This window comes from Verticiella sediminum (assembly GCF_007558815.1).
GTDB classification, from domain to species: Bacteria; Pseudomonadota; Gammaproteobacteria; order Burkholderiales; family Burkholderiaceae_B; genus Verticiella; species Verticiella sediminum.
In genome coordinates this window covers 104,093-129,213 of record NZ_VLTJ01000011.1, presented here as the reverse complement: position 1 = coordinate 129,213, position 25,121 = coordinate 104,093, and the positions used below count along the sequence as shown (strand labels likewise).

Genomic DNA, 25,121 nt, shown 5'->3' with positions numbered 1-25,121 from the left:
CGGCGCCTGCCCAGACGGGTGGCCGCGGCGATCAAGCGACGAACACGTCCTCGACCGAACCCGGCGAACCCAGCGCGCCGGCCGCGCCCGGCTGGGCATGGACGCCCGGCATGCCGATCACCGCCACCGTGTACGCCGGGTCCTGCACCGACACGCCATCCCACACGGCCGAGGCTTCGGCATTGCCGCCGTAGGCCTTGCCGGCATGCTCGCCGTCCACGAATGCCGAGCCGGCGCCGGCTGGCGCGGTGGCGATGAACGTCCCGTCACTGGCCAGGATGCCATCGGCGTCGTAGTTGAAGGCCGCGGCCACGTAGCCCGCGTCATCGAACACCACGACCGCGTCCTGCTTGCCCAGGCCGGGTGCGTCGGCCAGCGCGATCACATCGACGCTGGCGTCCAGCCCCCATGCGGCGACGAAGGCGTCCAGTTCGCTGCCGGGCTCGACCAGCGCCACGACCAGCGTGCCGCCCGCCTCGATCACGGTGCCTTGTGCGAACGCCACCGCCGACGCGAAGCTGCCGGCTTCATCCGTCATGCGCCAGCCGCCCAGGTCGATCGCCGCCTCGCCATAGTTGTGCAGTTCGAAGAAGTCGCCGCCATCGGCATTGGAGTTGACCTCGGAGATGAGCAGTTCGTGGCTCGGCACGCTCGCCGTCTGGAACGCGATCGCGTCGTCGGCGCCGAGGCCGGCATAGCCATTGCCGGCCATGTCGAGCACCGCGCCCGCATCGATCTGCAGCAGATAGCTCGCACCGGCCTCCAGGAAGGCGGCCGGGTTCACGACCACAGTGGCGCCATCGATCGTGACTTCGTTGGAACCCACGCTCACCACGATGTCCTCGGCGCCATCCTGGCCCAGGAACACGAGGTTTCCTTCGCCCTTGCGCACGACCTCGTCGAAAGTCAGCACAAAGTCGGCGAAATGCGCGGCAAGCTCCAGCGTACCCGCGCTGGGCGCCGCGCACAGCAGTGCCGGCGCCTCGCTGTCGGGCGAGTAGTTGGCCACCGCCCGTGCGTCCACGCTGGCGGCATCCTGACCGGACGGGCTCTGGATCGCCGCGGCGTCGTCGCCGACGCTCGGATCGGTGTAGCTGAACGAGACCACGTCACCGGCCTGGACAGCGGTGCCCAAGGTCAGCGTGACCTGGGCGCCCTCGAGCGCCACCTGGGCCACGTCCACGGCCTGGCCGTTGACAAGCACGGCGAACGCGCTCGCGGAAGGCCCCGCCGCAGCGTCCAGCGCCTGGTTCCAGACCAGGCTCAGCTCGGTGCCGTTCACCCCCGCCTGCCAGAGCAGCGGCGCGCCGAGCAGGCTGCCGTTCACCAAGGGGAAGCCGGGCTCGCGAGTGGTATTGAACTCCCAGTTGTCCCTGTCGGCGATCCGTTCGGCCAGCGCGTCCAGGTCGGTGGCGTCGAGCGAGCCCACATAGCGCGCATTGGTCTGGTTGGCCGGATCGACGATGAAGCTGATCGCCGCGCCGGCCTCGACCAGCGCATCGGGAATGGCGCCGGCGCTGCCGCCGAGCGTGATGCTGGCCAGGAAGGTGCCGGGATCGGTGATGACCCCTGCGCTGCCATCGGTCAGGCCGTCGATCACGCTGCCCTGCAGCGCGTAGTAGGTCTCGGACTTGCCGATTCCGCCCGCGCCGCCGACGGTGCTGCCGATGTCCGCCACCGGGTTGCCGTTCACATCGGTCTGGATGGTGACGACCGTGCCGGCGGCCAGGTCCTGCCCGGCCGTCCAGACGAAGGCCGCCTCGTTGGTGATGCCGGCAAAGCCCGTGCTCGCGCTGTAGTCGCGGTCGGTGAAGGTGATGCGGGTGCCGCCCGTCACATCCGTCATCAGGACGAAGGCAATCGCATCCACGGCCTCGGCGTTGGCGCCCACGAAGAGGATGTCGCCCGCACCGAGCACCGTGGGCTCGGCCGAGGTGACCACGGCGAACGGATCATCGGCGTCGATGCCGGCGAACGCGTTGCCGCGGTGGTCCGTGAACGCGCCCTCGTCCATCGTCAGCGTGTAGCCCGTCTCATAGGCCAGCGCTTCGCTCGGACGCAGGGTCACGGTGTTGAAGGCCACCGTGAGCTGGCTGCTGGACGCCACATCGAAGGTCTCGACGACCTCGCCCTGGGCATCGCGCAGCACGATGCTGCCGTTGCCGCGCAGCACCGCCTCGTCGAACGAGAAGACGAACGCGCCGTCGACGGCCACGCCCTGGGTGCCGTCGGCCGGGGCGGCCTTGACCAGCACCGGCCCTGCGGTATCAATCACCGGCGAGCCGAGGACGATGCTGTTGCCCAGGAACTGCTGCTCGGCGGGATCGAGATCCTTGGAGACCTCGCTCTGGCCGGGCCAGATCGTATCGCCGTTGTCCTGCAGCAACTGCACTTCGGTGCCGCTGACGATGCTGGAGGGCGACACCAGCGACTCGAAGCTGCCGCCGGTCGCGGCCAGCAGCGCGTCGAGGTCGTTGTCGAGTTCGATGGCCGCCTCGTCCGGCTCGCCCGACCAGGTGTAGAGCCGGAAATTGTGCGCCATCTCATCGACGGCCAGGCCCGAGGGGCCGGCCACGATCAGGTAGCCGCTGCCGTCCTCGGCGCACTCGATGGAGCGGATCGCGCGCCCGCCCAGGTCCAGCAGGATCGGTTCGCCGAATGCCGCCTGTGTGGCGGCGCCCGAGATCAGGTCCGCGGCGTTGAGCAACGGCACGATCAGCGCCTTGTCGCGCAGCGCGGTATCACTTTGCGGAGCACGAAAGCCCAGCCACAGGACGCCTTCCTGCGGCGCGGCCGCCATGCCTTCGATGGAGAACCCGCCCTGCTGTTCGGGGCTCATGCCGTCGCCCGACGCTTGCGCGAAACCGAAGTAGTCCGCGCCCAGGCCGTGGCCGTTGGCGGCGTCCCAGCCCACCAGGTCGCCTTCCAGGCCGGTGTACTTGCCCTCGTAGACGAAGGCCGTGTCCGCGCCCGTGCCGCTCACGGTGACGCCGAGCAGCACCTCGCGGCTGTCGGCCTCCGAGCCGTCCTTCTTGTTGCTGTGCGAGCCGGCCAGATACAGCGTGCCGGACATCACGGCGCTCGCCTCCAGGTCGACTTCGCCGCTGTGTCCCATGGCCGCGCCATAGTCCCACTCGGCCACCGCGTCGCCGCCGTCGCGCGCATAGACGCGCAGCACGCTGGCCTCGTCGTCGCCGACCAGCATGTACTCGGCATCCAGCGCGATGGCCGTCGATGCATCCGATGAACCCTCCGTGCTGCCGCCCGGCGTATAGACCGCCAGTTCGGGATACTGCAGTTCCGGTTCGGGCTCGGGCTCGGGCTCCGGTTCCGGTTCGGGCTCGGTTTGTCCACCGGCCAGCTCGTCGGCCAGTCCCGAGACCAGCGCCTGCGGATCGGTCGCACCGTATTGCGCCAGGGCCTGCGCGATCTGCTCGTCCGACGGCGTCTCGCCGGTGACGGCCAGATACGTGAGCGCGACCAGACCGGCCCCGCCCGATTCGGCGAGCGCCTCGTCCGACAAGGCGATCTCGGCGCGGATCGTGGCGGCCGACACGCCGGCGGCAAGCTGCAGCGTGTAGTAGGCCAGGCCTTCGGCATCGGGCTCGCGGCCCAGCACGGCGCGGTAGGCGGCGGTGACGGCGTCGACGCCCTCGCCGTGGCCGTTCGCCACGGCCTCATCCGACGCCGCCATGGCGCTCACCATGGCCTGGACGGACATGCCGTCGCGCAGCGCACCCATCCAGTAGGCATACCCTTGCGCGTCAGGCGCGCGGCCGAGCAGCGTCAGATAGGCGTGCGTGACCGACAGTGCCGGGCCTTGCGCTTCGGCCGTGGCCAGCATGTGCCAGACGACTTCGGCGTAGGTTTTCTGCTGTGTCTCGATCTGATCGAGCCAGTAGGCGAGTCCGGAAGAGTCTGCGTCGCGTGCGAGAACGCGGTTGTATAGCGCAGCCAGTGCGTCGGCGTACGTTGCCATGGGAGGAATCCTGCGTGGTCGGGGAAGCTGCGCACCGTAGCACCCGGGTGATTGCAGGATTGTGAAACAGGCGGCCGACCCGACAGGCCGGCCGCGGCCGCTCAGGCGATGGCAGGGGCGAGAGCGCTCACGGGCCCGTCGAGCCGGGAATCGTGAGTGCCGGTTTCGGCACGCTGGCGAAACGCCCGCGGGCTCAGGCCGAAGCGCTGGTTGAAGCTGCGGCTGAAATGCGCGGCGTCGTTGAAACCCCAGCGAAAGCAGATTTCGGAGATCGACAGGCGCCGGTTGAGCGGATTGGCCAGCTCACGGTAGCACCGCTCCAGGCGCCGCTCGCGCACGTAGTGGCCGAAGCTCAGGCCGGCCTCCTCGAACAGCTTCTGGATGTAGCGTGAGGAGGCACGCTGCTGCGCCGCCACCGAGGTCAGGCTGAGGTCGCCGTCGCCGAGGTGGATTTCGATGTACTGGCACACCTGGTGAAAGTGCACCGCACGCGACGGACTGGTCCCGGGAAAGCCAGCCGCCGTATCGCCCAGACAGGCAACGACGAACTCGATGAGCGCCGCCTCGGCGGGATGGATCGAACGCTCGTCCATGCTCTCGATGCCTTCGGCCAGCGCCCGCAGCAGCGCGGCCAGCATGCGCACGGCCGGATTCGCCCCCGGCAGGCGGCCGACGCCGCCCAGCAGCGCCACGTTGACGAGCCGGGACTGCAGCAGCCGGCGCGGGATCTTGACGTAGAGCAGGCTGAAGTCGCTGTACAGGCAGAGGGTGGAGTCGACGCCGGTGGGGCCGTACAGGATGTCGTCGCCGGCCAGTTCATCCGCCGCCCCTTCGTCGCCGCGCGTATCGCCATCGAGCAGGAGCGCGAGCCATAGCGCATCGGGGTGCTGGCGACAGGCGCCGGACAGCATCTGAGCGGTCGAATGCACGCGCGAAAACTCGATGCCCATCGGCGAGACCACGTTCACGACATCACCGAAGAAGGCCGCGCCCTGCATCGAAGTGGGCGGCGGCAGGCAGATCTGGAGCAGCGTTCTGCGCCACAAGCCTTCCCTGTCGCTGATGTAGTGGTCTTCCGTGGAGAGCCTCCATTGCTGCATGACGTCCACCTCTCGCGAGCGTAGCCTCTCGGCCAACCGAAACCCCGATGCACGATGCATGCCAGTTCACGCGATGACGGGGGAAACGCCTGCTCGCACTGCGCCGTGCGAGCGCACGGTGCAGACCCCAGGCCGGCGGCGCGCACGCCGCACCATCGACGTGCGCGCCATCCGCGCCGGCGTCACCCCCAGCGGTACGGCAGCAGCACGCCGCTCGGATGCGGGCGAAAGCCCACCTGCTCGCGCGCGACGATGGTGGTGAGGCCGAGAAACAGCGGAATGCTGTAGCCCTGCTCCACCTGCCAGCGATCGAAGTCGCGGAACCCGGAAATGCGCTTGTCGTTGTCCGGCTCGGCCATCAGCGGATAGAGCCGCGGCGGAATGTCCTCGCCCTTCCAGATCGAGAAGCTCATGGCCGGGTCCAGCATGTAGCCCGAGTAGGTGCCGGGATCGCCCCCCGCCGGATTGAACGGCTTGAGCACCGGGCCATCGAACTTGCCGTTGCGCTGGTAGTCGTACATGGTGGGCCCGTCGAGCACCTGCAGATCGGCCTCGATCCCGACCTGGCGCCACATCTGCGTGATCACCCGGGCGATGTCGAAGTCGCTGGGAAAGGTGCCCCGGGTGGTGTAGAAATTGAAGCGCACGGGGTTGTCCGGGCCGTGGCCGGAGGCCGCCAGCAGCGCCCGGGCCTGATCCGGGGAGTACGGAATCTCGAATCCGTCCACGTAGCCCGGCATCGTCGGCCCGGCCGGCACCCAGATCGAGGTGGCATGCCCGTTGAACAGCGCGCGCGAGATCGCGCGCTTGTCCAGCGCGTGATGGGCGGCCAGCCGCACGTTGCGGTCCTGCAGCACGCCGGCGTTCACCAGTTGGATGAGCACCACGCCGGTCGTCGGGTCCAGGTGCGGCGCGAGGCCAGGCAAGGCGCCCAGCCTCTCCACCTCCCGCACCGACAGGTTCATCGTGACGTCGGCCTGGCCCGACTGGATCGCCGCCGCGCGCGCGGTGGCGTCCTTGGTGATGCGAAAGACCACGCGCTCGATGGCGGGCGCGCCGCCCCAGTAGTCGGACGTGCGCTCCAGCACGATCTGCGCGTCTCGCTGGTACTCGGCCAGGCGATAAGGGCCCGAGCCCACCGGCGCCTTGACGAAGCCGTCCGCGCCCACGCTCTGGTAGTAGGCCTTGGGCAGAATGTAGGCAGGAATGTCGGCCAGCATCACCGGTGCGGTCGCCATCGGCGCGGCGAAATGCATGATGGCCCGCGTCGGGGCGGGCGTCTCGACGCGGTCGACGCCGCGCCATACGCCCGAGAGCAAGGTGGCGCGATCGGCTTTCACGCGCTCGTCGAACGTGAACTGGATGTCCGCCGACGTAAGGCGATCGCCATTGTGAAAGCCGACGTCGTCGCGCAACTCCAGTTCGAGCTGGGTACAGCGTTCGTCCAGCCATTGATGCGCGCGCACGACACTGGGCGCGAAGCTGAGATCGTCCGCGAGATTGAGCGGCTGGTCGAAGACGCATTTGTAGACCGCCGACACCGTCGGCTGGGCCGCCACCACCGGGTCCCAGCTCGGAACGTCCATGGGAAAGGCGATGGTGATCGTGCGGGCCGGCGTCGCCGCGCGAGCGGGCAGCCCCGCGCCATAGGTGGCCGCGGCAGCCGCCGCGGCGCCGAGAAACCTGCGGCGCGAGGTCATGGCCGCCCTCCGCTCGTCGCGGCGATCGGCTTGTCGCCCTGGATCGTCACGCGAAAGCCCGACCGCACCTGGGGATAGTAGTCCCACACCGCGTGATGCAAGGTACAGCGGTTGTCCCAGAAGGCCACCGAACGGGGCTCCCAGCGAAACCGGACCTGGAACGCCGGATCGGTGCAATGCTCGTAGAGATAGGCAAGGATCGCCCGGCTCTCGTCGCGGTCCATGCCGACGATATGGGTGGTGTACTGCTTGTTCACGAACAAGGCCTTGCGCCCGGTCACCGGGTGCACGCGCACCACGGGATGGGCATTGACCGGGAAGCGCTTGGTCGGATCGTCGATGATGCGCCGGTAGACCAGCTCGCCGTCATGGACGGCCTCCAGCCCGTCCAGGTAGGTCTTCATGCGTTCGGACAAGGCATCGTAGGCCGCGTACATGCTCGCGAACAAGGTGTCGCCGCCGACCGGCGGCACGGTCTGCAGATACAGGATGCTGCCCATCGGCGGCTCGGCGTTGCAGCTCAGGTCCGAGTGCCAGTTCTCGCCCGCCACGTAGCGCGAGGACGCGTCGGCGTGGATCGCCACGACCTCGGGATAGTCGGGCAGGCCGGCGACGCCGGAATGGATCGCCAGGGCGCCGAACCCGCGGCCCAGCCTCAGATGATCTTCGTGCGACAGGTGCTGGTCGCGGAAGAACACGACCTGGTGCGCCATGAGCGCATCGTGGATGAAGCGCACGGTCTCGGGCGTCAGCTCGCGAGACAGGTCGATGCCTTCGATATCTGCGCCGATGTTCATCGTGCACGGGCGCACCTGCGCCTGGGCGGGCACGCCAGCGCGGACGTCGGGGTCGGCATCCAGGACGGACGAAGGAGCATTCATGAGCAGGTCTCCAGGGAGATGGGTTCGTCGCGGCGGCATTCGGCCGCCCACGGCGCATGGGAAAAGCGGTCGATGAGGAATTCGACGAGTGCGTTGACGCGCGCCGGCATGTGGCGATGGCTCGGGTAAACCGCGTAGATGCCTATCCGGGCGGTCGCATAGCCCTCCAGCACCGGTACCAGTTCGCCGCGCGCAAGCGCTGCCGCCACCAGGAAACTGGGCTGCAGGATCACGCCCAGGCCGGCGCGCGCTGCCGCGATGCAGGTGTCGCCGTTGTTGGCGCGCATACGGGGCCGGATACGCACGAGGTGGCGCCCGCTCGCGTCCTGGAACGACCATTCGTCGCGGCCGGCGTAGTATCTGTAGGCGATTACCGCGTGGCCGGCCAGATCCTCCGGATGCCGCGGCACGCCGTGGCGGGCCAGGTAGGCCGGCGATGCGCAGGCCACGAGCCGGGTCTGCGCCAGCCGGCGGTGCACCAGCGCGGGCTGCTGCAGATGGGCGATGCGTATCGCCATGTCGAGCCGTTCGGCAAGCAGGTCGCTCACCTGGTCCGACAGCAGGATGTCCAGCTCCACCCCGGGATGCCGTTGCAGGAACTGCGGCCAGGCCTCGGCCAGTTCCAGGACGCCGAACGATTGCGGCGCGCCCACGCGCAGCCGGCCGTGCATCGCGTCGCCGCCGCCGGTCAGCATGTCGTCGGCCTCCTGCAGGGCGTGCAGTATGGGTTTGCAGCGCTCGAAATAATGGCGGCCCGCCTCCGTGAGACACACCCGCCGGGTGCTGCGATGGAGCAGCCGGGCATGCAGGCGCGCTTCCAGCCCGAGCACGGCGCGCGACACCGCAGTAGTCGATACGCCGACCAGATCGGCCGCGCGTACGAAACTGCCTGACTCGACCACCGACACGAAACATTGCAGCTCGCGCAGCTTGTCCATGCCGGCCTCGGCTCAGTCCCGATCGGGCGCGGCGAAGATGTCGCGGGACATCCGGACATGCACGCCCTGCGTTGTGTCGACCACCTGGGTCACGCCGAAATCGGCCGCCACACTCATCAAGGAATACGCGTCATCGCGCGATAGGCCGCGATGCTCGGTGAGCAGCGTCAGCATGTCGAGCGCCGCATTGCGCATGGCCTGGTCGAGGTCTTCGTGAAAGCCGTGCACGATCCAGTTGCGGGGCGTCTCCAGCAGAGGCGACGGAAAACTGAAATCCTTGCGCAGCACGATCTGGAACATCACATTCAGGGAAGACTCGATGGCCGTCCCGCTGATTTCTCCATCGCCTTGCGAAATGTGGGGATCGCCGATCGAGAAGAGGGCGCCATCGACGGCCACGGGGTAGTACATGGTGGCGCCGGCGCCGATGCGCCAGTTGTCGATGTTGCCGCCGTGCCGGCCCGGCGGGATCGTGCTCACGCGGCCGCGTACGTCGGGTGCGACGCCGGCCGTGCCCAGGTGCGGACGCACGGGGATGCGCACGCCGCTCAGCGCCCGCTGGCGGTCGCACTCGGGGCATCGGGTGATGCGGCCCGGCGTCAGGTACTTGTCCTCGACATCGTAGGCGTACAGCGCACGCGCCGTGGTGGCCCCGGCGTCGACCTCGTAGATGGTCACCCGCTCCCTTTCATCGAACTCCCGGTACAGATGGCCCCAGTGGGCGGCAAGATTGGAACCGTAGCGGCAGCGCGGCACCATGCTGAGATAGCGCACTTCCAGCATGTCGCCGGGCCGGGCGTCCTCGACGTGGATCGGGCCTGTCATCAGGTGCACGCCCGGATTGCGGTCGTGCTCCGGGATGCTCGCGAACAGCTCGCGCACGGCCGCGTCCATCATGAGATCGGGATCGTCCCCCGCGTGGTGCGTGACGGCCTCCGCCTGGATCAGGTCGCCGCTGCGCACGCGCAGCGCCGGACGCAGCCCGGCGTCGAAATAGCCCCAATGCACATTGCCGGGGACCGCCGGCAGGCGATGCAGCGCCCCCGGGGCGACCGGTTGCCGGTCGACGGCGTCGCGGATCAAAGACATGAACAGCTCCTGTAGATATCCCGCCATCGCAGGGTGCGGGGCATGGCGACATCCTAGGGTTCGGGCGCTCGCGCATCTTGTACAGACACGCACGAAAACATGCCGCCCTCAGGTGCCCGCTTCGAGCGGCCCACCGACGAGCACACTGGTCATGCTCAGAGAGCCGTACTCGATGTGCGGCGTCAGCAGGCGCACCGCGTCGTCGCCGCGGGCCGCACCCATCACATAGAGCAGCGGCAGATAGTGATCCGGGGTCGGTACCGCGAGCGCGGCATCCTGACCGAGACGCGGGTATTCCCACAATCCCTCATGCTCGCCCGTGCGGATCGCCTGGATCACGTGATCCTCGAACCGGCGCGCCCAGGGATACTCGCTGTCGCGCCGGCGCCAGTCCATGGCGGCCAGGTTGTGCACGATGTTGCCGCTACCCAGCAGCAACACGCCCTCTTCGCGCAGGCGCGACAGCGCGCAGCCGATCGCATAATGCGCCGCCGGGGCTGCCATGCGGTCCAGGCTGAGCTGTACCACCGGCACGTCGGCGGCGGGATAGAGATGACGCAGCACCGACCACGCGCCGTGATCCAGGCCCCACCCCTGATCGAGTTCGACCGCGCGCGGCTGCAGGACACGCACCACGGCCTGGGCCAGCGCGGCGCTGCCGGGCGCGGGATAGTCCACATCGAACAAGGCCTTCGGAAAGCCGCCGAAGTCGTGGATGGTGGATGGCCGAAGCGCGGCGGTGACGGCACTGCCCCGCGTCAGCCAGTGCGCGGAGACCACCACGATGCCGCCGGGCCTGGGCAAGGCCTCGCCCAGGGCACGCCAGGCCCGGCTGAACCGATTGTCTTCGATGGCGTTCATGGGGCTGCCATGGCCAAGAAAGATGGCCGGCATCCGCCGGCCTGCTTGCAACGCGCTCATGCGTTTCCTCGATATGGACGGACCCTCAGCGGGGCCACGGAATGCTGGGGTCCGTCGGCGGCACCGCCGACAGCAGGTGGCGCGTGTAGGGATGCGCCGGCCGCGCGAACACGTCGGCGGTCGCGCCCTGCTCGACCACCTCGCCCCGGTACAGCACCAGCACCCGGCTGCACAGATGCGCAACCACGGAAAGATCGTGCGAGATCATGAGCACGGCGACCTTGTGGCGCTGGCGCAGGTCCAGAAGCAGATTGAGCACCTGCGCCTGCACCGAGACGTCCAGGCCGGACACGATCTCGTCGGCGATCAGCAATTGCGGCACATCGCACAGCGCGCGGCCGATGTTCACCCGTTGGCGCTGCCCGCCCGACATCTGGGCCGGATGCCGCGCGAGCATGCCCTCGGGCAGCCCCACGTCGCCCACGAGCTGACGGGCCCGCTGCTCGCGCTCGGCGCGCAGGTGCGGACGCGCCTCCATCGCCTGCGTCAGCAGGCTGCGCGTCGCGCGCCGCGGATTGAGGGCCGAGCGCGGATCCTGGAAGATCATCTGCACGCTGTGGATCCGCCGATGCCATTCGGACTCCGTCGCACCCAGCGGCTGCCCGTTGAGCGACACGCTGCCTTCGCTCGGGGCCTCCAGGCCCATCAGCAGCCGCGCGAGCGTCGACTTTCCGCTGCCGCTCTCGCCCACCACACCGATGAACTCGCCAGGAGCGATGCTCAGATCCACCCCCTGCAACACGCGCTTGCGCCCGCCGGCGCGCAGCCAGCCGCCACGCCGGGCGTAATCCTTGCCCAGCCCCGAGACCACCAGGAAAGGCTCGCGCCCCAATGGCCCCGGTGCGCCCGGCGTGACCTGCGGGGCCGCGGCAGCAGGCGCGGCGAGCGCGGAAGTCACGCAACGCCAGGCCTGGGCGCCGGCGGCCTGCCGCGGCGGCGCGGCGTCGGTACAGGACGGCTGGGCCTGGGCGCAGCGCGGCGCAAAGCGGCAACCGGCCAGCGCCGGGTACTGCTCGACGCCCGGCATCGTTCCGGGCAAGCTGTACAGCCGGGCCCCGGGCACGGCCTGCCGCGGGTTCGCCCGCAGCAGCGCGCGCGTGTACGGATGGCGAGGAACGCCGAACACGGCAGGCGCCGGGCCGGCTTCGCAGATCGTTCCCGCGTACATCACCGCGACGGTGTCGCACACGCGCGTGGCCAGGCCGAGGTCGTGCGTCACGAACAACACCCCGGTCCCGCGCCGGGCCTGCAGGCGACGGATCAAGGTGACGATGTGAGCCTGCGTGCTGACGTCCAGGGCCGTGGTCGCCTCGTCCGAGACGACCAGTTCCGGGTCGCCGGCGAAGGCCAGCGCGATCATGACGCGCTGGCACATGCCTCCCGAGAGCTGGAACGCATAGCTCTTCATCACCTCGCGAGGGTTGGCCAGACGCACCTCGGCGAGCAAGTCCTCCGCGCGCTCGTTGCGCTCGGCCGCCGGCACCCCGAGCCGGCCCAGGTGCTCGCGCAGTTGCTGGCCCACGGTACGCACCGGGTCCAGTGCGGTCATCGGCTCCTGCGGGATGAAGGCCACCCGGCGCCCGAGCATGGCCTGGTGCCGGGCCGCCGACATGCGCAGCCAGTCGAGCTCCCCGAAGCGCAAGGTGCCGGCGGTCACCGCGAAGCCCGGCGGCAACTGCCGCGCGATCACCCGGCCCAGCATGCTCTTGCCCGCACCCGACTCGCCCACCAGTCCCAGGGTAGCGCCGCGCGCCAGGTTCAGCTCGAGATCGTCGAGCACCCGGGCGCCCCCGCGCGCCGTGACGGTCAGGCCCTCGGCATGCAGCAGGAGCCCGTCCGGCGTGCCGGTCTGCGGCATCGTATCCAGGGGTATGTCGTCCGGCTTCATGCCGCACCTCCTTGGCGTTGCTTGTAGGCATCGTTCAAATGGCGCAGCCCTTCGCCGAGCAGGCTGGCCGCGAACACCGTGCCGACCATGCACAGCATGGGCGCGATCAGGCCGATGGGTGCCGAGAACACGTCCGCCAGGCCATCGGCGAGCATGCGGCCCCAGGTCGGGACATCGGCCTGGACCGAAACGCCGACGAAGGACAGCACGCTCTCGGCGATGACCGCCACACCGATCTCGATACCGACCAGGGCGATCAGGGTCGGGACCAGCCCGGGCACGATGTCGCGCCAGAGCACGCTGTGATGGCGTGCCCCGGCGATCCGCGCGGCCGGAATGTAGGAACGCTGCCTGGCCACCAGCACCTCGCTGCGCACCACGCGGCAAAAGCGCGTCCAGTCGACCAGGACGATGGCGACGATCACGCTGCCGATGCTGGGGCCCAGCGCCACCATGAGCACCAGCGCCATGACGATGGCGGGAAAGGACAGCCACACATCGACCAGCCGCATGACCAGCCAGTCGATGCGGCCACCGCAGTAGCCCGCCAGCAGCGCCGCGGCCGTACCCACCAGCGCGGCGCCGAGGGGAGCGCTGGTTGCGATGATCACCGTCACCCGCGCGCTGTAGATCAGCCGCGACAGGATGCACTGGCCCAGCGCGTCCGTTCCGAGCGGATAGGCCGGGTCGCCGCCGGGCGCCCAGGCCGGCGGCAGCAGCGTGGCGAGAAGATCCTGGTCATTGGGGCCGTGCGGCGCCAGATAGGGTGCCAGCCATGCCACCAGGGCCAGCGCGAGCAATGCGCCGGCGCCCACCAGCACCTGGCCATTGAGCCGGCCGGCGGCGCGCCGCCAGACGGGTACCACGGCGGGTAGCGAACTCACGGACTTGCCCTCCTGCGTCTTTCATTCAGATCGTCCGGCCCCGTGCGGTTCATGCGCGCAACCTCGGATTGAGCCATGCGAGCACGAGGTCGGTGACGACGCTCATGACCTGCACCGCGATCGCGTACGTGATGGCGAGGGCCTGAATCACCGGCAGATCCAGGTTGGTGATCGCGCCGACCATCAGCGCCCCGATCCCGGGTAGGCCGAAGATCGTCTCGATCAGCAAGGTCCCGCCGACGATCACGCCGGCCTGCAAGCCGATCAGGCTCACTGTCGGCAGCGCGGCGTTGCGCAATGCCCAGCGCCACAGCAACTGGCGTTCGGGCACGCCGCGCAGACGCGCCGCGCCGATGTAGTCTTCGGCATACACCTCGTGCAGACTGGCGCGCAGCACACGCATGATGGGCGGAGCGATCCCCAGCGTCATCGCCAGCGCGGGCAACGCCAGGTGCCGCGCGGCGCTGGCGAACGCCGGCAGATCGCCCGCCAGCAAGGCGTCGAGCAGGAGAAAGCCCGTCAGTCGGGGCACGCTCATGCCCGGGTCCAGCGTGCCCAGGAACGGCAGCCAGCCAGTCCCGATGCCGATCACGAGGATGAGCAGGATGCCCCAGAGAAACTCGGGCACGGCCAGGCTCAGGCTGTTGTAGCCATCGATCAGGCGCTCCATGAACGTCCCGCGCCGGCGGAACGCAACGAGCGCGAGCGCGACGCCCAGGACGATGCCGCCGGTCAGGCCGGCGAACACCAGTTGCAGTGTGGTGGGCAGGGCGTGCAGGACGAGGTCCCGGACCGGGATGCCGGACTGGATGGAGCGGCCCCAATCGCCACGCAGCACGTCCTGCAGCCATACGCCGTACTGTACGTACAAAGGACGATCCAGCCCGAGAGCGGCCGACACCGCCGCCACGTCGGCCGGCGTGGCATTCGGCGGCAGCAGCATGCCCAGCGGGTCGGCGGGCAGCACGCGCAGCGTGACGAACACCACGATGGACATCGCGAGCAGCATGGGGATGCGCGCCGCGATGCGCAGCAGCGGCCGCTGCACGCCGGCCAGGATGCGCGCCGGCAGCCGCGGCGTGGCCGCCATCACTATCCGGCCGCCGACCTCGATCTCGGGGTTGTGCGCCATGGCCGACCTCAACCGGCGCCGACGCTGCGCACCGGGATCACGCGCGCCGGCATGGCGCCCTGCTCCGTCTCGCGCATCCGCTTCCAGGCCGCCTGATACCTGGGAACCAGCCAGTGGTTGAAATCGCGCTGGGCCTGCTCCTGCCAGGAGTAGCGTCCGCGCACCGCGTAGCGCGAACGCAGGCCGACCTGAACGTTGGCATCCACGTGCAGATCCTGCGCGATGATCTCGGAGGCCGCGTCCATGTTCATGGCCATGCGTTGCCTGAAGAGCGGGTCCCGCATCGCACCGGGCGCGAGCAGCAGACCCTGGTCCATCTCGTGCGTGCCGGCCGAATCGGGGCGCAGGATCATGTAGATCACCATGTCGCTGGTCATCACCAGCGAGAGCGTGGGCGGTACGTTGACGAAGGTCATCCGGCTGCGGTCTTCGGTCGTGAGACCGGGAAAGATCGGCAGCACCGCCTTCTGCATCGCGTTGAAGCTGGCGTCCGGATGCGTGGTGCCGTTGTAGCGCATGTAGCCGGCGCTGCCTTCGGGCTGGACGGGAAAGCTCGCCAGCGCACTGGGCACGAAATCGTGCAGCGGCCCATGGTGCAGCTTGTTGGCGTGATAGCCGTCGTTGTTGTTCTCCAGCATGACCTTCCAGTTCCACGCGTAGCGCGACGGCTGCTCCGGACGGGGGCCTTCGGCGTCGGCCAGTTGGTAGCGCGCGACGGCTTCGCTGATTGAGGCGAGCCGCGACGCCAGCGGCTCGGCGAGCGGGTCGAAGTTGACGAAAATGAAACCCTGCCAGATCTCGACTTGCAGCGTGGGCAGGCAGAAGGCCTTCTTGTCGAAGTCGGCGGTGCGGTCCATCGCGGGCGCGCCGATCAATTCGCCGTCGAGCGAATAGGACCAGTGGTGGTACGGACAGAGGAAGGCGCGCGCCTTGCCGCGGCCTTCGGCCACCAGCATGGCCCGGTGCTGGCACACGGCGGACATCGCGCGAATCGCGCCTTGGCGATTGCGGGCGATGATCAGAGGCTCGCCGATGATGGAGGTCGTGAAGTAGTCGCCGGGCTCGGCCACCCAGGACTCGCGCCCGACGCACAGCCACTCGTGGTTGAACAATGCCTCCTTCTCGAACTCGAAGAACGCCTCGTCGGTGTAGCACAGCGGGGGCAGCGTTTCGGCCTGCTCGGTACGCAGTGCCGAGGAGGACAGCCCGTCGAAGAACGCGTCGGAAGGAAAAGCTCGCTTCATTGCATTACCCTGTGAGTCGAAAGCTCGGCGCGTCGGAAACCCCGGCGCGCTGCTCGATACCAATGGTAGGAAGGCCGTCACCGGCCGTCTTGACGCCGGACGCACGCAAAACCCGCCAGGCGCGCACCGGCGTCAGGCAGGCGTCCATGCGTACGGCAGGATCCAGCCGTTGCGATAGGCCGCATAGCGCACCGCCGAGGGCGCGGAGACCACGGAAGACAGTCCTTGCAGCAGCGGCAGCGCATAGCCCTCGCCGACCACCCAGGCGTGGAACGCGCGATAGCCGGCGATCCGCCGCTCCTCGTCGAGCTCCACCAGCAGCGGATCGAGCCGCGCCGAGACGTCTTCGCTGCGCCAGACGGAAAAGATCTTGCGTGGATCCAGGTAGTAGCCGGCGGACAGCTCGGGGTCGCCGGTGGCGTTGGTCCAGAGCCACAGGGCCGGGCCGTCGAGCTTGCCGGCCTGCACGCGCTGGTGATACTGGGGAATCTCGATCACCCGCAGGTCGGCCTCGACGCCGACGCGGCGCCACATCTGCGCAATGGCGCGCGCCATGTCGTAGTCGCTGGGGTAGGCGCCGCTGGTGGCATAGAACGGGATGCGCAACGGGTTGTCCGGTCCATGCCCGGCTTCGGCCAGCAACGCGCTCGCGCGCTCGGGCGCATGCGCGAACGTGAAATCGGGATCGAAGGCGGGCGTCCCGGGCGCGGCCGGCGTGGCCATCGGCGCCGCGACGCCATTGAAGAAGGCCTTGGACAGGGCCTCCTTGTCGATCGCGTGATGCAGCGCCAGGCGCACACGGCGGTCCTGCAGGGCAGGCACGTTCACCATGTGGATCAGGTAGCTGTCCACCGTCGGCGTGAGCGAGGCCTGCAGCGTGGGCATCTTGTCCAGGCGGATGGCCTCGCGCACGGGAATGCCGCTGGCCAGGTTCAGATGGCCCGCCTGCAGACCGGCCACCCGGGCGGTCGCATCGGGGACCAGTTGGATCACCACGTTCGGCACCGAGGCCGGCTCGCGCCAGTAGCCCGGATAGGCCTCGAGTACGATCCGGTTGTCGCGCTCGTACTCCACCAGGCGGTAGGGACCGGAGCCGATCGGCCGGGCCAGGAACCCCTCGAGCCCGACTTTCTCGATGTACGACTTGGGCAGGACGAAGGCGCCGGCATAGGCCAGGAACTGCGGCGCGGTCACCATCGGCCGGCTGAAGTGCATGACGGCTACCGTCGGGCTGGGCGTCTCCACCGACGCCAGCGTGTTCCAGATGAAGGCGGCCTGTAGATCGGGCTTGGCCTTGAGCCGTTCGTGGAAGGTATAGGCGATGTCGGCCGAGGTGAGCGGCGAACCGTCGTGGAACGTGACGCCATCGCGCAGCGTCAGCTCCAGCGCCAGGCCCGCCGTATCCCGCCAGCGATAGCCGCTGAGCAGGCCGGGAACGAGCCGGGATTGCGCGGTGTACTCCAGGGGCTGGTCGAAGATGCACTTGTACAGCGGCACCGCGTTGGGCGAGACAACGGCGCCGGGGTCCCAACCCCGGACATCGATCGGGTAGGCGATGCGCAGCGGCCCCTGTGCGGCGCGAGCCCATGCCGGCAGGCCTCCCACACCCAGCGCCGCCGCGCCCACCGCACCCTTCAGGAAATCGCGTCGTTCGAACATGGCAAGCTCCTTGGCGGCCTCAGAAAGGCCGATCGCCCTTCACCCACAGGCGATGCATCTCGCGCACGTAGCGCGTGTCGTCGAACAGCGTTCCCGTGTGCAGCGTGCAACGGTTGTCCCAGACGAGGATGTCGCCCACCTGCCAGCGATGGCGGTAGACGAACTGTTCCTGGGTCCCGAATTCGACCAGGCGCTCTATCAGCGGCAAGGCCTCGGCCGGGTCCATCCCGACGATCCCGCGTACCGTGCCGGTGCTCGGCCAGAGCGCCTTGCGCCCGTTCGCGGGATGCGTGCGGATGAGCGGATGGAATACGTCGGGATGCGCGGCGCGCTCGGCCTCGGTCAGTTCGCGCCGGTTGTACTTTCGGGTCGTCGCGAAATACTGGTAGCTGTGATGCACGGTCATCGCTGCCAGCCGCTCCTGCTCGTCCGGCGGCAGGGCCGCATAGGCTGCGCACATATCCGCGAGCAGTGTGTCGCCCCCCTCCTCCGGGACCGAAACGGCATACAGCATCGTGCACATCACGGGCTCTTCCTTGTACGAGAAATCGGTATGCCAGCCGACGCCGTCGTTGTGGCTGCCCACCGGCTTGCCGTCCACCTTGCGATTGGTGAGCATGTAGATCTCGGGGAACCCGGCCATGGTGTGCTTCTTCACGGTGTGTTCCTCCGGCTCGCCGAACTGGCTCGCGAAGCTCACCAGCGCCGCGGGGTCCATGTTCTGGCCGCGCAGCAGGATCGCGCCGTGCAGATTGAACGTCTGCACGACGCCCTGCAGTGTTTCGCTGTCTGCGCTGGCGAGGTCGACGTCGAGGATCTGCGCGCCGAATCCGCTGCGCAGTGGGCGGATGGCCAGGGGTGCCGCAGTGTGCATGATGACTCCTTGATCAGAATGTGTGGACCATCGCCACACGGAGGGTGCTCTGCCGGTCGCGGTCGGCAGGCGTGAGATAGAAGCCCGCACCCTGCGAAGCATGGGTGCCGTTGGAGGCTTTGAGGTAGGACGCCGAGGCGTACAGCCAGGTCCGCTTGGACAGGTCGTAGCGCAGCCCCAGCGTCGGCTGGTTCCAATGCGTGTCCTCGAGCTTGGCGTACTGCCAGGCCACGATGCCGCTCAGGGCGCCGCCCAGCGGCACGTTCACGCCGACCTCCGCGACGCGCTGGGAGGCGCTGCGCTCCCCATCGTCAAAGCGCACGACGGTGACATTGCCGGCCAGCGTCAGCTTGTTCGCGAACTGGTAGCTCGCGCCGATGCCGGCGATGCTCTGCTTGTCCAGGGCATAGCCCGGGGTGGTCACGTCGTACAGGTCGTCGACCTCGCCGGTGGCGGGGTCGATACGCGCGACTTCGTTGCCCAGGAAGGAGAAGATCCCGCTGGTGGCATACGGGTAGATCGCGAGGTCGTTCAGCCGGGTGTAGGTTGCGCCGACCCGCAGGGCGCTGCCGCGATAGCCTGCGCCGACGCTCCAGGCATTGCCGCGCGACGAGCTGGCGTCGGGACCGAAGGCATACATGCCGCCGAAGGAGAAGCCGCCGAAAGACGGGCTCATGTACTTGACGGAGCTGTCCATCTGCTTGCCGGAGATGCGGTCGAAGTCGCCCTGGTGCCCGGCATAGACGCTGGCGATGCCCCCGATGTTGAACTGCTGGATGTACTCGCGCACGAAGTCGTACTGCCGCCCCATGGTCAAGGTGCCGTAGGGTGTGCGCAGGCCGGCGAACGCCTGGCGTCCGAACAGGCGCCCGCTCTGGCGAGCCGCGCCGTTGCCCAGGGAGAAGCCGTTCTCCAGCGTGAAGATCGCCGCGTAGCCGTTGCCCAGATCCTCGGTGCCGCGCAGCCCAAAGCGGTTGCCGAAGTTGATGCCCTCGCCAAGGAAGAAGTCGCTCTCGCCGGCCTGGTTGTCGACGTAGGTGAAGCCCACGTCCAGAATGCCGTAGAGCGTCACGCTGTCTCCGGTCTGCGCCAGGGCGGGAGCGCAGAGAGCACAGATCGCCGAGGCGGGCAGCAGTTTCTTGCAGATCATGTCCAAGTCCTTCGTGGGTCGGGGCGCATGCCCGGTGGTGATCCGCCCTCCTGCGGCGCGCGCAAGCCCGGTTCCGGAGGAGTCGACGGAAATCGTAAGGGGGACGCCGCGCGCTTTCTTGTCAGGAGATGCGCGGGGAGTTGTCTGCCGCGGCACGGCCGCGGCCCGCGTCAGACCGGCTGGTCCGACGCGGGCCGCTTCCAGAGGTCGATGTCGCCGTCCAAGGCGCTCTCGTCGATGAGACGCAGCTCGTCGTCGCTGAAGGTCAGCCGCTCGAGAGCGCGTACGTTCTCGTCGACCTGGGCCGGCGTACTGGCGCCGATCAATGCCGAGGTCATGCCGGGATGGCGCAGCACCCAGGCGAGAGCCATCTGTGCCAGCGACTGGCCGCGCTCGGCGGCGAGTTCGGCCAGACGGCGGGCGCGCGACAGGTTGCGCTCGTTCAGGTGCTCGAGCGGCAAGGAGCCGCCGCCGGGGCGGTTTACCCGCGCGTCCGGGGGAACGCCGCCCAGATATTTGTCCGTGAGGATGCCCTGTGCCAGCGGCGTGAACGCGATGCAGCCGGCGCCCGTCTCGGCGAGCGCGTCGAGAAGCTCTCGCTCGACCCAGCGGTTCAGCATGTTGTAGGCAGGCTGGTGCAGGCGCAGAGGTACGCCGCGGGCCGCCAGCAGAGCGGCCATCTCGCGGGTCTTGCCCGCCGAGTAGGACGAGATGCCTACGTACAGGGCCTTGCCCTGCCGTACCGCGCTGGCGAGCGCGTCGGCCGTCTCGTCCATGGGGGTGTCGGCGTCGTAGCGGTGCGAGTAGAAGATGTCCACGTAGTCCAGGCCCATGCGCTGCAGGCTCTGGTCCAGGCTGGCCAGGATCGCCTTGCGCGAGCCGCCGCCCTTGCCGTAAGGCCCGGGCCACATGGCCCAGCCGGCCTTGGTCGAAATGAGCAGTTCGTCCCGATGCGCCCGGAAGTCCTCGTGCAGGATGCGGCCGAAGTTGATCTCGGCGGAACCGGGTGGGGGTCCATAGTTGTTGGCGAGGTCGAAATGCGTGATGCCGCGGTCGAAGGCCGCGCGCAGCACGGCGCGCTGCCGTTCGAGCGGCGTGGCGTCGCCGAAGTTGTGCCACAGTCCCAGTGAAAGCGCAGGCAGCTTGAGGCCGCTTCGACCGGCCGGTCGGTACACCATCGCTTCGTAGCGGTCGGGTTCAGCGAAATAGGTCACACGGGCTCCTCGAATGACGGTTTGTCCGGCCGCCATCGAGAGGCGGCTCGGCTGTCATCGACTGTAGGCAAGCCCGCGAGCGGGATAAATGTGCTGCGCCGCAACAGAACATTGCGGTGCGCGCGACAATCCACCGGCCGCAGCAGGACGATGCTGGCCGGGTCGGGACAATGATGAATGGCGCGGTCCGGCCCGCGGCCGGAGCGGCGAACGGCAACCCGCAGCAGCCGGCGTCGTTGCCCTTGCGCGAGCTGCCCGGAAGCGAGGGAGGTCTTGGGCCGTGGCGCTTCAGGCCCGGGCCGCGCGCCGGCGCGCCAGCCAGGCGCTCGCTTCGCCGACAATGCCGCGGCGAAATGCCATCACGCAGATCACGAAGATCAACCCGATCACGATGGTCACGGATTCGCCCAGCCGCAGGAACCAGTCCAAGCCGGTCAGATTGGCCAGGAACTGGCCGAAGTCGCCGACCTTGTTCTCGAGCAGCACGACGACGAAAGCCCCGATGAGGGGGCCGGTGAGCGTGCCCAGCCCGCCGATCAGGGTCATGAGGATCACCAGGCCCGACATCTGCCAGGTCGCGTCGGACAGCGTGGCGGACACGAACACCAGCGTCTTGACCGAGCCCGCCAGCCCGGCGATGGCCGCCGACAGCACGAAGGCCAGCAGCTTGAAGCGCTCGACGTCGTAGCCCAGCGAGATCGCGCGCGGCTCGTTCTCACGCAGCGCCTGCAGCACCTGTCCGAAGGGCGAATGCACCGCGCGCCAGACCACGAAGAGCCCGAATGCGCACACGCCCATCACGACGTAGTAGAGGTTGAGGTCGCTGGCCAGATCGACCAGGCCGAGCAGGCTGCCGCGCGGCACGCCCTGCAGCCCGTCCTCGCCGCCGGTGAACGGAGCCTGCAGAAAGAAGAAGAACACCATCTGCGCCAGGGCCAGGGTGATCATCGCGAAATAGATGCCGCTGCGCCGGATCGCGAGCGCTCCCATGACCACCCCCAGCAGCGCGGCCACCAGCACGCCGAAGACGATGCCGAACTCGGTGGGCCAGCCCCAGGCCTTCAGCGCGTACCCGGTGGCGTACGCCGCGCTGCCGAGAAAGGCGGCGTGGCCGAACGACAGCAGGCCGGTATAGCCCAGCAGCAGATTGAAGGCACAGGCAAAGAGCGCATAGCACATCACCTTCATCGCGAAGATGGGATAGACGCCCAGATAGGGCAGCGCCGCGACCACGATGGCTGCGACCAGGCATGCGAGCAGTCGAGGGTTCATTTCTCTCTTCCGAACAGGCCCGCCGGGCGCAGCAGGAGCACGATGGCCATGATGATGAAGACGACGGTGCTCGAGGCCTCCGGCCAGAACACCTTGGTCAGTCCCTCGATCACGCCCAGCCCCAGCCCGGTGACGATGGCGCCCAGGATCGAGCCCATGCCGCCGATGACCACCACCGCGAACACCACGATGATCAGGTTCGAGCCCATCAGCGGCGTGACCTGCAGCACGGGCGCGGCGAGCACGCCGGCAAAGCCGGCCAGCGCCACGCCGAAGCCGTAGGTGAGCATGACCATGCGCGGCACGTTGACGCCGAAGGCCTCGACCAGCCGGGGATTCTCGGTGGCCGCGCGCAGCAAGGCACCCAGCCGGGTGCGCTCGATCACGAACCAGGTGACCAGGCACACCAGCAGCGAGGCCACAACCACCCAGCCCCGGTAGATCGGCAGGACCATGAAGCCCAGGTTGACCGCACCGCGCAGCAGTTCCGGCGTGGGGTAAGGCTGCCCGGAGACGCCATAGATGCTGCGGAACACGCCCTCGATGAGCAGCGTCAGGCCGAACGTGAGCAGCAGGCCGTACAGATGGTCGAGCTTGTAGAGATGACGCAGCAGCAGGCGCTCGATCAGGATGCCGAACAGGCCCACGCCGATCGGCGCCAGGATCAGCATCACCCAGTAGTTCAGCCCGAGGTAGTGCAGGCCCATCCAGGCCAGGAAGGCGCCGAGCATGTACAGCGCGCCATGGGCGAAGTTGATGACGTTGAGCAGCCCGAAGATCACGGCGAGCCCGAGCGACAGCATGGCGTAGAACGAACCGTTGACGAGCCCGAGCAGCAACTGCCCCAGCAGGGCCTGCAGCGGGATGCCGAATAACTCAGTCATCTTGGCGAATTCCTGCGCGTGCGATGAAAGGCGTACGGCGCGGCGTAGCGGCCCGCGCAAGGAGCCGCCACGCGTGCGCCGCGCGCTACTGCTTGACCAGTTTGCAGGTCGACTCGGCCGGCTTGGTGTAGACCTCGTCGCCCGGCAGCGTGGCGACGACCTTGTAGTAGTCCCATGCCCCCTTGGATTCGGCCGGCGTCTTCACCTGCATCAGGTACATGTCGTGGATCATCCGGCCGTCTTCGCGCACGTAGCCCCCCTGGGCGAAGAAGTCGTCGACCTTGTTGGACTTCATCCACTTCATGAGCGTGTCGGCATCGTCCGTGCCGCTGGCCTTCACGCCATTCAGGTAGAAGCTCACGGCCGAGTAGTCGGCCGCCTGCAGCATCGACGGCTTGCGTCCGATCTTGGCCTCGAACTTCGCGGACCAGTCGCGCGCGGCATCGGATTGGTCCCAGTACCAGCCGTCGGTCAGGTACATGCCCTGCGTGGCCTCCAGGCCCAGCGAATGCACATCGTTGATGAAAACCAGCAGCCCGGCCATCTTCATGGCCGGCGTTACGCCGAATTCGTTGGCGGCCTTGATGGAATTGATGGTGTCGCCGCCCGCGTTGGCCAGCCCGAGGATCTGCGCCTTGGAGGTCTGCGCCTGCAGCAGGAAGGAGGAGAAATCCGATGCGCCCAGCGGTGCGCGCACCTGGCCCTTGACCTCGCCGCCGGCCGCCTTGACCACGTTGGCCGTGTCGCGCTCCAGCGCATGGCCGAAGGCGTAGTCCGCGGTCAGGAAGAACCAGCTCTTGCCGCCGTCCTTGACCACCGCGGAGCCGGTGCCGCGGGCCAGCGCGACCGTGTCGTAGGCATAGTGCACGGTGTAGGGCGTGCACTATGCGTTGGTGAGGTCGGACGCGCCCGCCCCGATCGCGATGAAGGGCTTCTTCTTCTCGGCGGCCACGGCGGCCATGGCCAGGCTGGTCGCCGAGTTCGTCCCGCCGATCAGTACATCGAGCTTCTGCTGGTCGAACCACTCGCGGGCGCGGGCCGAGGCGATGTCGGCCTTGTTCTGGTGGTCCGCGGAGAGCAGTTCGATCTTCTTGCCGTCGATGCTGCCGCCCGCGTCCTCGATCGCCATGCGGATGGCCTCGACGCCGGCCTTGCCGTCGATGTCGGAATAAACGCCCGACATGTCGGTAATGAAGCCTATGCGGATGACATCGTCCGATACCCCTTGCGCGTGCGCGGACAGTGCGACGGTACCCAGCCCGGACAGGACCAGCGCGGCAGTGATGCGATGCAGCTTCATGGAAGACTCCTCTTTCCCTGCGTGGAATGGCCGGCGCCCGACCGGGTGACAGCCTTGTCTAGACACCCAACAGCTCGGTGAGCGTGTCCTGCTTCTGAAACAATTGCTCCGCGGCGAAGTGCTCCACGATGCGGCCGTGCTCCATGACGTAGAAGCGGTCGGCCAGCGGCGCGGCGAAACGGAAGTTCTGTTCGACCATCACGATGGTGTAGCCGCGCGCCTTCAGGGCATCGATCATGCGCGCCAGCGCCTGCACGATCACGGGCGCCAGGCCCTCGGAGATCTCGTCGAGCAGCAGCAGGCTGGCGCCGGTGCGCAGGATGCGGGCAACCGCCAGCATCTGCTGCTCGCCGCCGGACAGGCGCATGCCGGGCGAGTGTCTGCGCTCGCGCAGGTTGGGGAACATGGCGTAGATCTCGTCGAGCGACATGCCGGCGCCCGGCGCCGCACCCACGGGCGGGGGCAGCAGCAGATTCTCCTCGCACGACAGACTGGCGAAGATCCCGCGCTCCTCCGGGCAGTAGCCGACGCCCAGGTGCGCGATGCGATGCGTGGGCAGCGCGATCACCTGCGTGCCGTGGATGCGCACCGAGCCTTTGCGCGTGCCCGTGAGCCCGAGAATGGCGCGCAGCGCGGTCGTGCGGCCGGCGCCATTGCGCCCGAGCAGCGTCACGACCTCGCCCTGCTCCACGCACATGTCCACGCCATGCAGGATGTGCGATTCGCCGTACCACGCCTGCAGGCCGGCGATTTCCAACGCGGGCGCGCTCATGTGTGTACCCTCCTGTCGCTGCGCGACATCCTCCCCGCGGGAGGAAACGCGCGCCCTTCGGGCGGCCGAGCGGGCGCGCTCATGTGTGTACCCTCCTGTCGCTGCGCGACATCCTCCCCGCGGGAGGAAGCGCGCGCCCTTCGGGCGGCCGGGCGGGCGCGCTCATGTGTGTACCCTCCTGTCGCTGCGCGACATCCTCCCCGCGGGAGGAAACGCGCGCCCTTCGGGCGGCCGAGCGGG

General features: G+C 68.5%; 18 protein-coding genes and 1 pseudogene. All 19 read right to left on the bottom strand.

Annotation, left to right across the window (positions count from 1 at the left end):
* Positions 1-31: 31 nt before the first annotated feature.
* Positions 32-3,979, bottom strand: a complete 3,948-nt coding sequence (locus FOZ76_RS07245; protein WP_143947473.1) for a DUF4214 domain-containing protein — start codon at positions 3,977-3,979, stop codon at positions 32-34.
* A gap of 101 nt (positions 3,980-4,080) precedes the next feature.
* On the bottom strand, positions 4,081-5,079 hold the full coding sequence (locus tag FOZ76_RS07240) for a helix-turn-helix domain-containing protein (protein ID WP_170235327.1): 999 nt from the start codon (positions 5,077-5,079) through the stop codon (positions 4,081-4,083).
* A gap of 182 nt (positions 5,080-5,261) precedes the next feature.
* Positions 5,262-6,779, bottom strand: a complete 1,518-nt coding sequence (locus tag FOZ76_RS07235) for an ABC transporter substrate-binding protein (RefSeq protein ID WP_143947471.1) — start codon at positions 6,777-6,779, stop codon at positions 5,262-5,264.
* Positions 6,776-7,660 (bottom strand): TauD/TfdA dioxygenase family protein, encoded by an 885-nt coding sequence (locus FOZ76_RS07230; protein ID WP_143947470.1) that lies wholly within the window; start codon positions 7,658-7,660, stop codon positions 6,776-6,778. The genes FOZ76_RS07235 and FOZ76_RS07230 overlap by 4 nt, the downstream gene beginning before the upstream one ends.
* A complete protein-coding gene (locus FOZ76_RS07225) occupies positions 7,657-8,598 on the bottom strand; it encodes a LysR family transcriptional regulator (RefSeq protein ID WP_143947469.1) in 942 nt (313 codons plus the stop codon). Before FOZ76_RS07225 ends, FOZ76_RS07230 begins: the two co-directional genes overlap by 4 nt.
* Before the next feature lie 12 nt (positions 8,599-8,610).
* Complete coding sequence (locus tag FOZ76_RS07220) at positions 8,611-9,687, bottom strand: acetamidase/formamidase family protein (RefSeq protein ID WP_143947468.1); 1,077 nt, start codon at positions 9,685-9,687, stop codon at positions 8,611-8,613.
* A 108-nt stretch (positions 9,688-9,795) separates the two neighbouring features.
* Positions 9,796-10,608 (bottom strand): 4,5-DOPA-extradiol-dioxygenase, encoded by an 813-nt coding sequence (gene ygiD / locus FOZ76_RS07215; RefSeq protein WP_143947467.1) that lies wholly within the window; start codon positions 10,606-10,608, stop codon positions 9,796-9,798.
* Positions 10,609-10,633: 25 nt separating this feature from the next.
* Positions 10,634-12,496 carry a dipeptide ABC transporter ATP-binding protein gene (locus FOZ76_RS07210; protein ID WP_246129332.1) on the bottom strand — a complete coding sequence of 621 codons (1,863 nt, stop codon included), beginning with the start codon at positions 12,494-12,496 and terminating at the stop codon, positions 10,634-10,636.
* The gene (locus FOZ76_RS07205) at positions 12,493-13,380 is read right to left on the bottom strand and encodes an ABC transporter permease (RefSeq protein WP_246129331.1); all 888 of its coding nucleotides are present in this window, start codon (positions 13,378-13,380) and stop codon (positions 12,493-12,495) included. The genes FOZ76_RS07210 and FOZ76_RS07205 overlap by 4 nt, the downstream gene beginning before the upstream one ends.
* 49 nt (positions 13,381-13,429) lie before the next feature.
* Complete coding sequence (locus FOZ76_RS07200; RefSeq protein ID WP_246129330.1) at positions 13,430-14,512, bottom strand: ABC transporter permease; 1,083 nt, start codon at positions 14,510-14,512, stop codon at positions 13,430-13,432.
* An 8-nt stretch (positions 14,513-14,520) separates the two neighbouring features.
* Positions 14,521-15,756: an aromatic ring-hydroxylating oxygenase subunit alpha gene (locus tag FOZ76_RS07195; RefSeq protein WP_143947466.1), complete on the bottom strand. Its 1,236-nt coding sequence runs from the start codon at positions 15,754-15,756 to the stop codon at positions 14,521-14,523.
* Positions 15,757-15,888: 132 nt separating this feature from the next.
* Positions 15,889-17,415 (bottom strand): ABC transporter substrate-binding protein, encoded by a 1,527-nt coding sequence (locus FOZ76_RS07190; protein ID WP_143947540.1) that lies wholly within the window; start codon positions 17,413-17,415, stop codon positions 15,889-15,891.
* A 19-nt stretch (positions 17,416-17,434) separates the two neighbouring features.
* Complete coding sequence (locus FOZ76_RS07185) at positions 17,435-18,289, bottom strand: TauD/TfdA dioxygenase family protein (protein ID WP_143947465.1); 855 nt, start codon at positions 18,287-18,289, stop codon at positions 17,435-17,437.
* A gap of 13 nt (positions 18,290-18,302) precedes the next feature.
* The gene (locus FOZ76_RS07180) at positions 18,303-19,439 is read right to left on the bottom strand and encodes a porin (protein WP_143947464.1); all 1,137 of its coding nucleotides are present in this window, start codon (positions 19,437-19,439) and stop codon (positions 18,303-18,305) included.
* A gap of 170 nt (positions 19,440-19,609) precedes the next feature.
* Positions 19,610-20,653 carry an L-glyceraldehyde 3-phosphate reductase gene (gene mgrA / locus FOZ76_RS07175; RefSeq protein ID WP_143947463.1) on the bottom strand — a complete coding sequence of 348 codons (1,044 nt, stop codon included), beginning with the start codon at positions 20,651-20,653 and terminating at the stop codon, positions 19,610-19,612.
* 288 nt (positions 20,654-20,941) lie between these two features.
* On the bottom strand, positions 20,942-21,925 hold the full coding sequence (locus tag FOZ76_RS07170; RefSeq protein ID WP_143947462.1) for a branched-chain amino acid ABC transporter permease: 984 nt from the start codon (positions 21,923-21,925) through the stop codon (positions 20,942-20,944).
* Positions 21,922-22,809: a branched-chain amino acid ABC transporter permease gene (locus FOZ76_RS07165; protein WP_143947461.1), complete on the bottom strand. Its 888-nt coding sequence runs from the start codon at positions 22,807-22,809 to the stop codon at positions 21,922-21,924. Before FOZ76_RS07165 ends, FOZ76_RS07170 begins: the two co-directional genes overlap by 4 nt.
* A gap of 85 nt (positions 22,810-22,894) precedes the next feature.
* A pseudogene (locus FOZ76_RS07160) lies at positions 22,895-24,109 on the bottom strand (ABC transporter substrate-binding protein).
* A gap of 58 nt (positions 24,110-24,167) precedes the next feature.
* Positions 24,168-24,881 carry an ABC transporter ATP-binding protein gene (locus FOZ76_RS07155; protein ID WP_143947460.1) on the bottom strand — a complete coding sequence of 238 codons (714 nt, stop codon included), beginning with the start codon at positions 24,879-24,881 and terminating at the stop codon, positions 24,168-24,170.
* Positions 24,882-25,121 lie beyond the last annotated feature (240 nt).

Excerpts from the sequence above, each read along its gene's own strand:
- FOZ76_RS07180 (WP_143947464.1), bottom strand. The coding sequence starts at position 19,439 with ATGATCTGCAAGAAACTGCTGCCCGCCTCGGCGATCTGTGCTCTCTGC.
- FOZ76_RS07200 (WP_246129330.1), bottom strand. The coding sequence starts at position 14,512 with ATGGCGCACAACCCCGAGATCGAGGTCGGCGGCCGGATAGTGATGGCG.
- FOZ76_RS07165 (WP_143947461.1), bottom strand. The coding sequence starts at position 22,809 with ATGACTGAGTTATTCGGCATCCCGCTGCAGGCCCTGCTGGGGCAGTTG.
- FOZ76_RS07230 (WP_143947470.1), bottom strand. The coding sequence starts at position 7,660 with ATGAATGCTCCTTCGTCCGTCCTGGATGCCGACCCCGACGTCCGCGCT.
- FOZ76_RS07220 (WP_143947468.1), bottom strand. The coding sequence starts at position 9,687 with ATGTCTTTGATCCGCGACGCCGTCGACCGGCAACCGGTCGCCCCGGGG.
- FOZ76_RS07195 (WP_143947466.1), bottom strand. The coding sequence starts at position 15,756 with ATGAAGCGAGCTTTTCCTTCCGACGCGTTCTTCGACGGGCTGTCCTCC.
- FOZ76_RS07190 (WP_143947540.1), bottom strand. The coding sequence starts at position 17,415 with ATGTTCGAACGACGCGATTTCCTGAAGGGTGCGGTGGGCGCGGCGGCG.
- ygiD (WP_143947467.1), bottom strand. The coding sequence starts at position 10,608 with ATGAGCGCGTTGCAAGCAGGCCGGCGGATGCCGGCCATCTTTCTTGGC.
- FOZ76_RS07225 (WP_143947469.1), bottom strand. The coding sequence starts at position 8,598 with ATGGACAAGCTGCGCGAGCTGCAATGTTTCGTGTCGGTGGTCGAGTCA.
- FOZ76_RS07245 (WP_143947473.1), bottom strand. The coding sequence starts at position 3,979 with ATGGCAACGTACGCCGACGCACTGGCTGCGCTATACAACCGCGTTCTC.
- FOZ76_RS07170 (WP_143947462.1), bottom strand. The coding sequence starts at position 21,925 with ATGAACCCTCGACTGCTCGCATGCCTGGTCGCAGCCATCGTGGTCGCG.
- FOZ76_RS07155 (WP_143947460.1), bottom strand. The coding sequence starts at position 24,881 with ATGAGCGCGCCCGCGTTGGAAATCGCCGGCCTGCAGGCGTGGTACGGC.
- FOZ76_RS07240 (WP_170235327.1), bottom strand. The coding sequence starts at position 5,079 with ATGCAGCAATGGAGGCTCTCCACGGAAGACCACTACATCAGCGACAGG.
- FOZ76_RS07185 (WP_143947465.1), bottom strand. The coding sequence starts at position 18,289 with ATGCACACTGCGGCACCCCTGGCCATCCGCCCACTGCGCAGCGGATTC.
- FOZ76_RS07235 (WP_143947471.1), bottom strand. The coding sequence starts at position 6,779 with ATGACCTCGCGCCGCAGGTTTCTCGGCGCCGCGGCGGCTGCCGCGGCC.
- FOZ76_RS07210 (WP_246129332.1), bottom strand. The coding sequence starts at position 12,496 with ATGAAGCCGGACGACATACCCCTGGATACGATGCCGCAGACCGGCACG.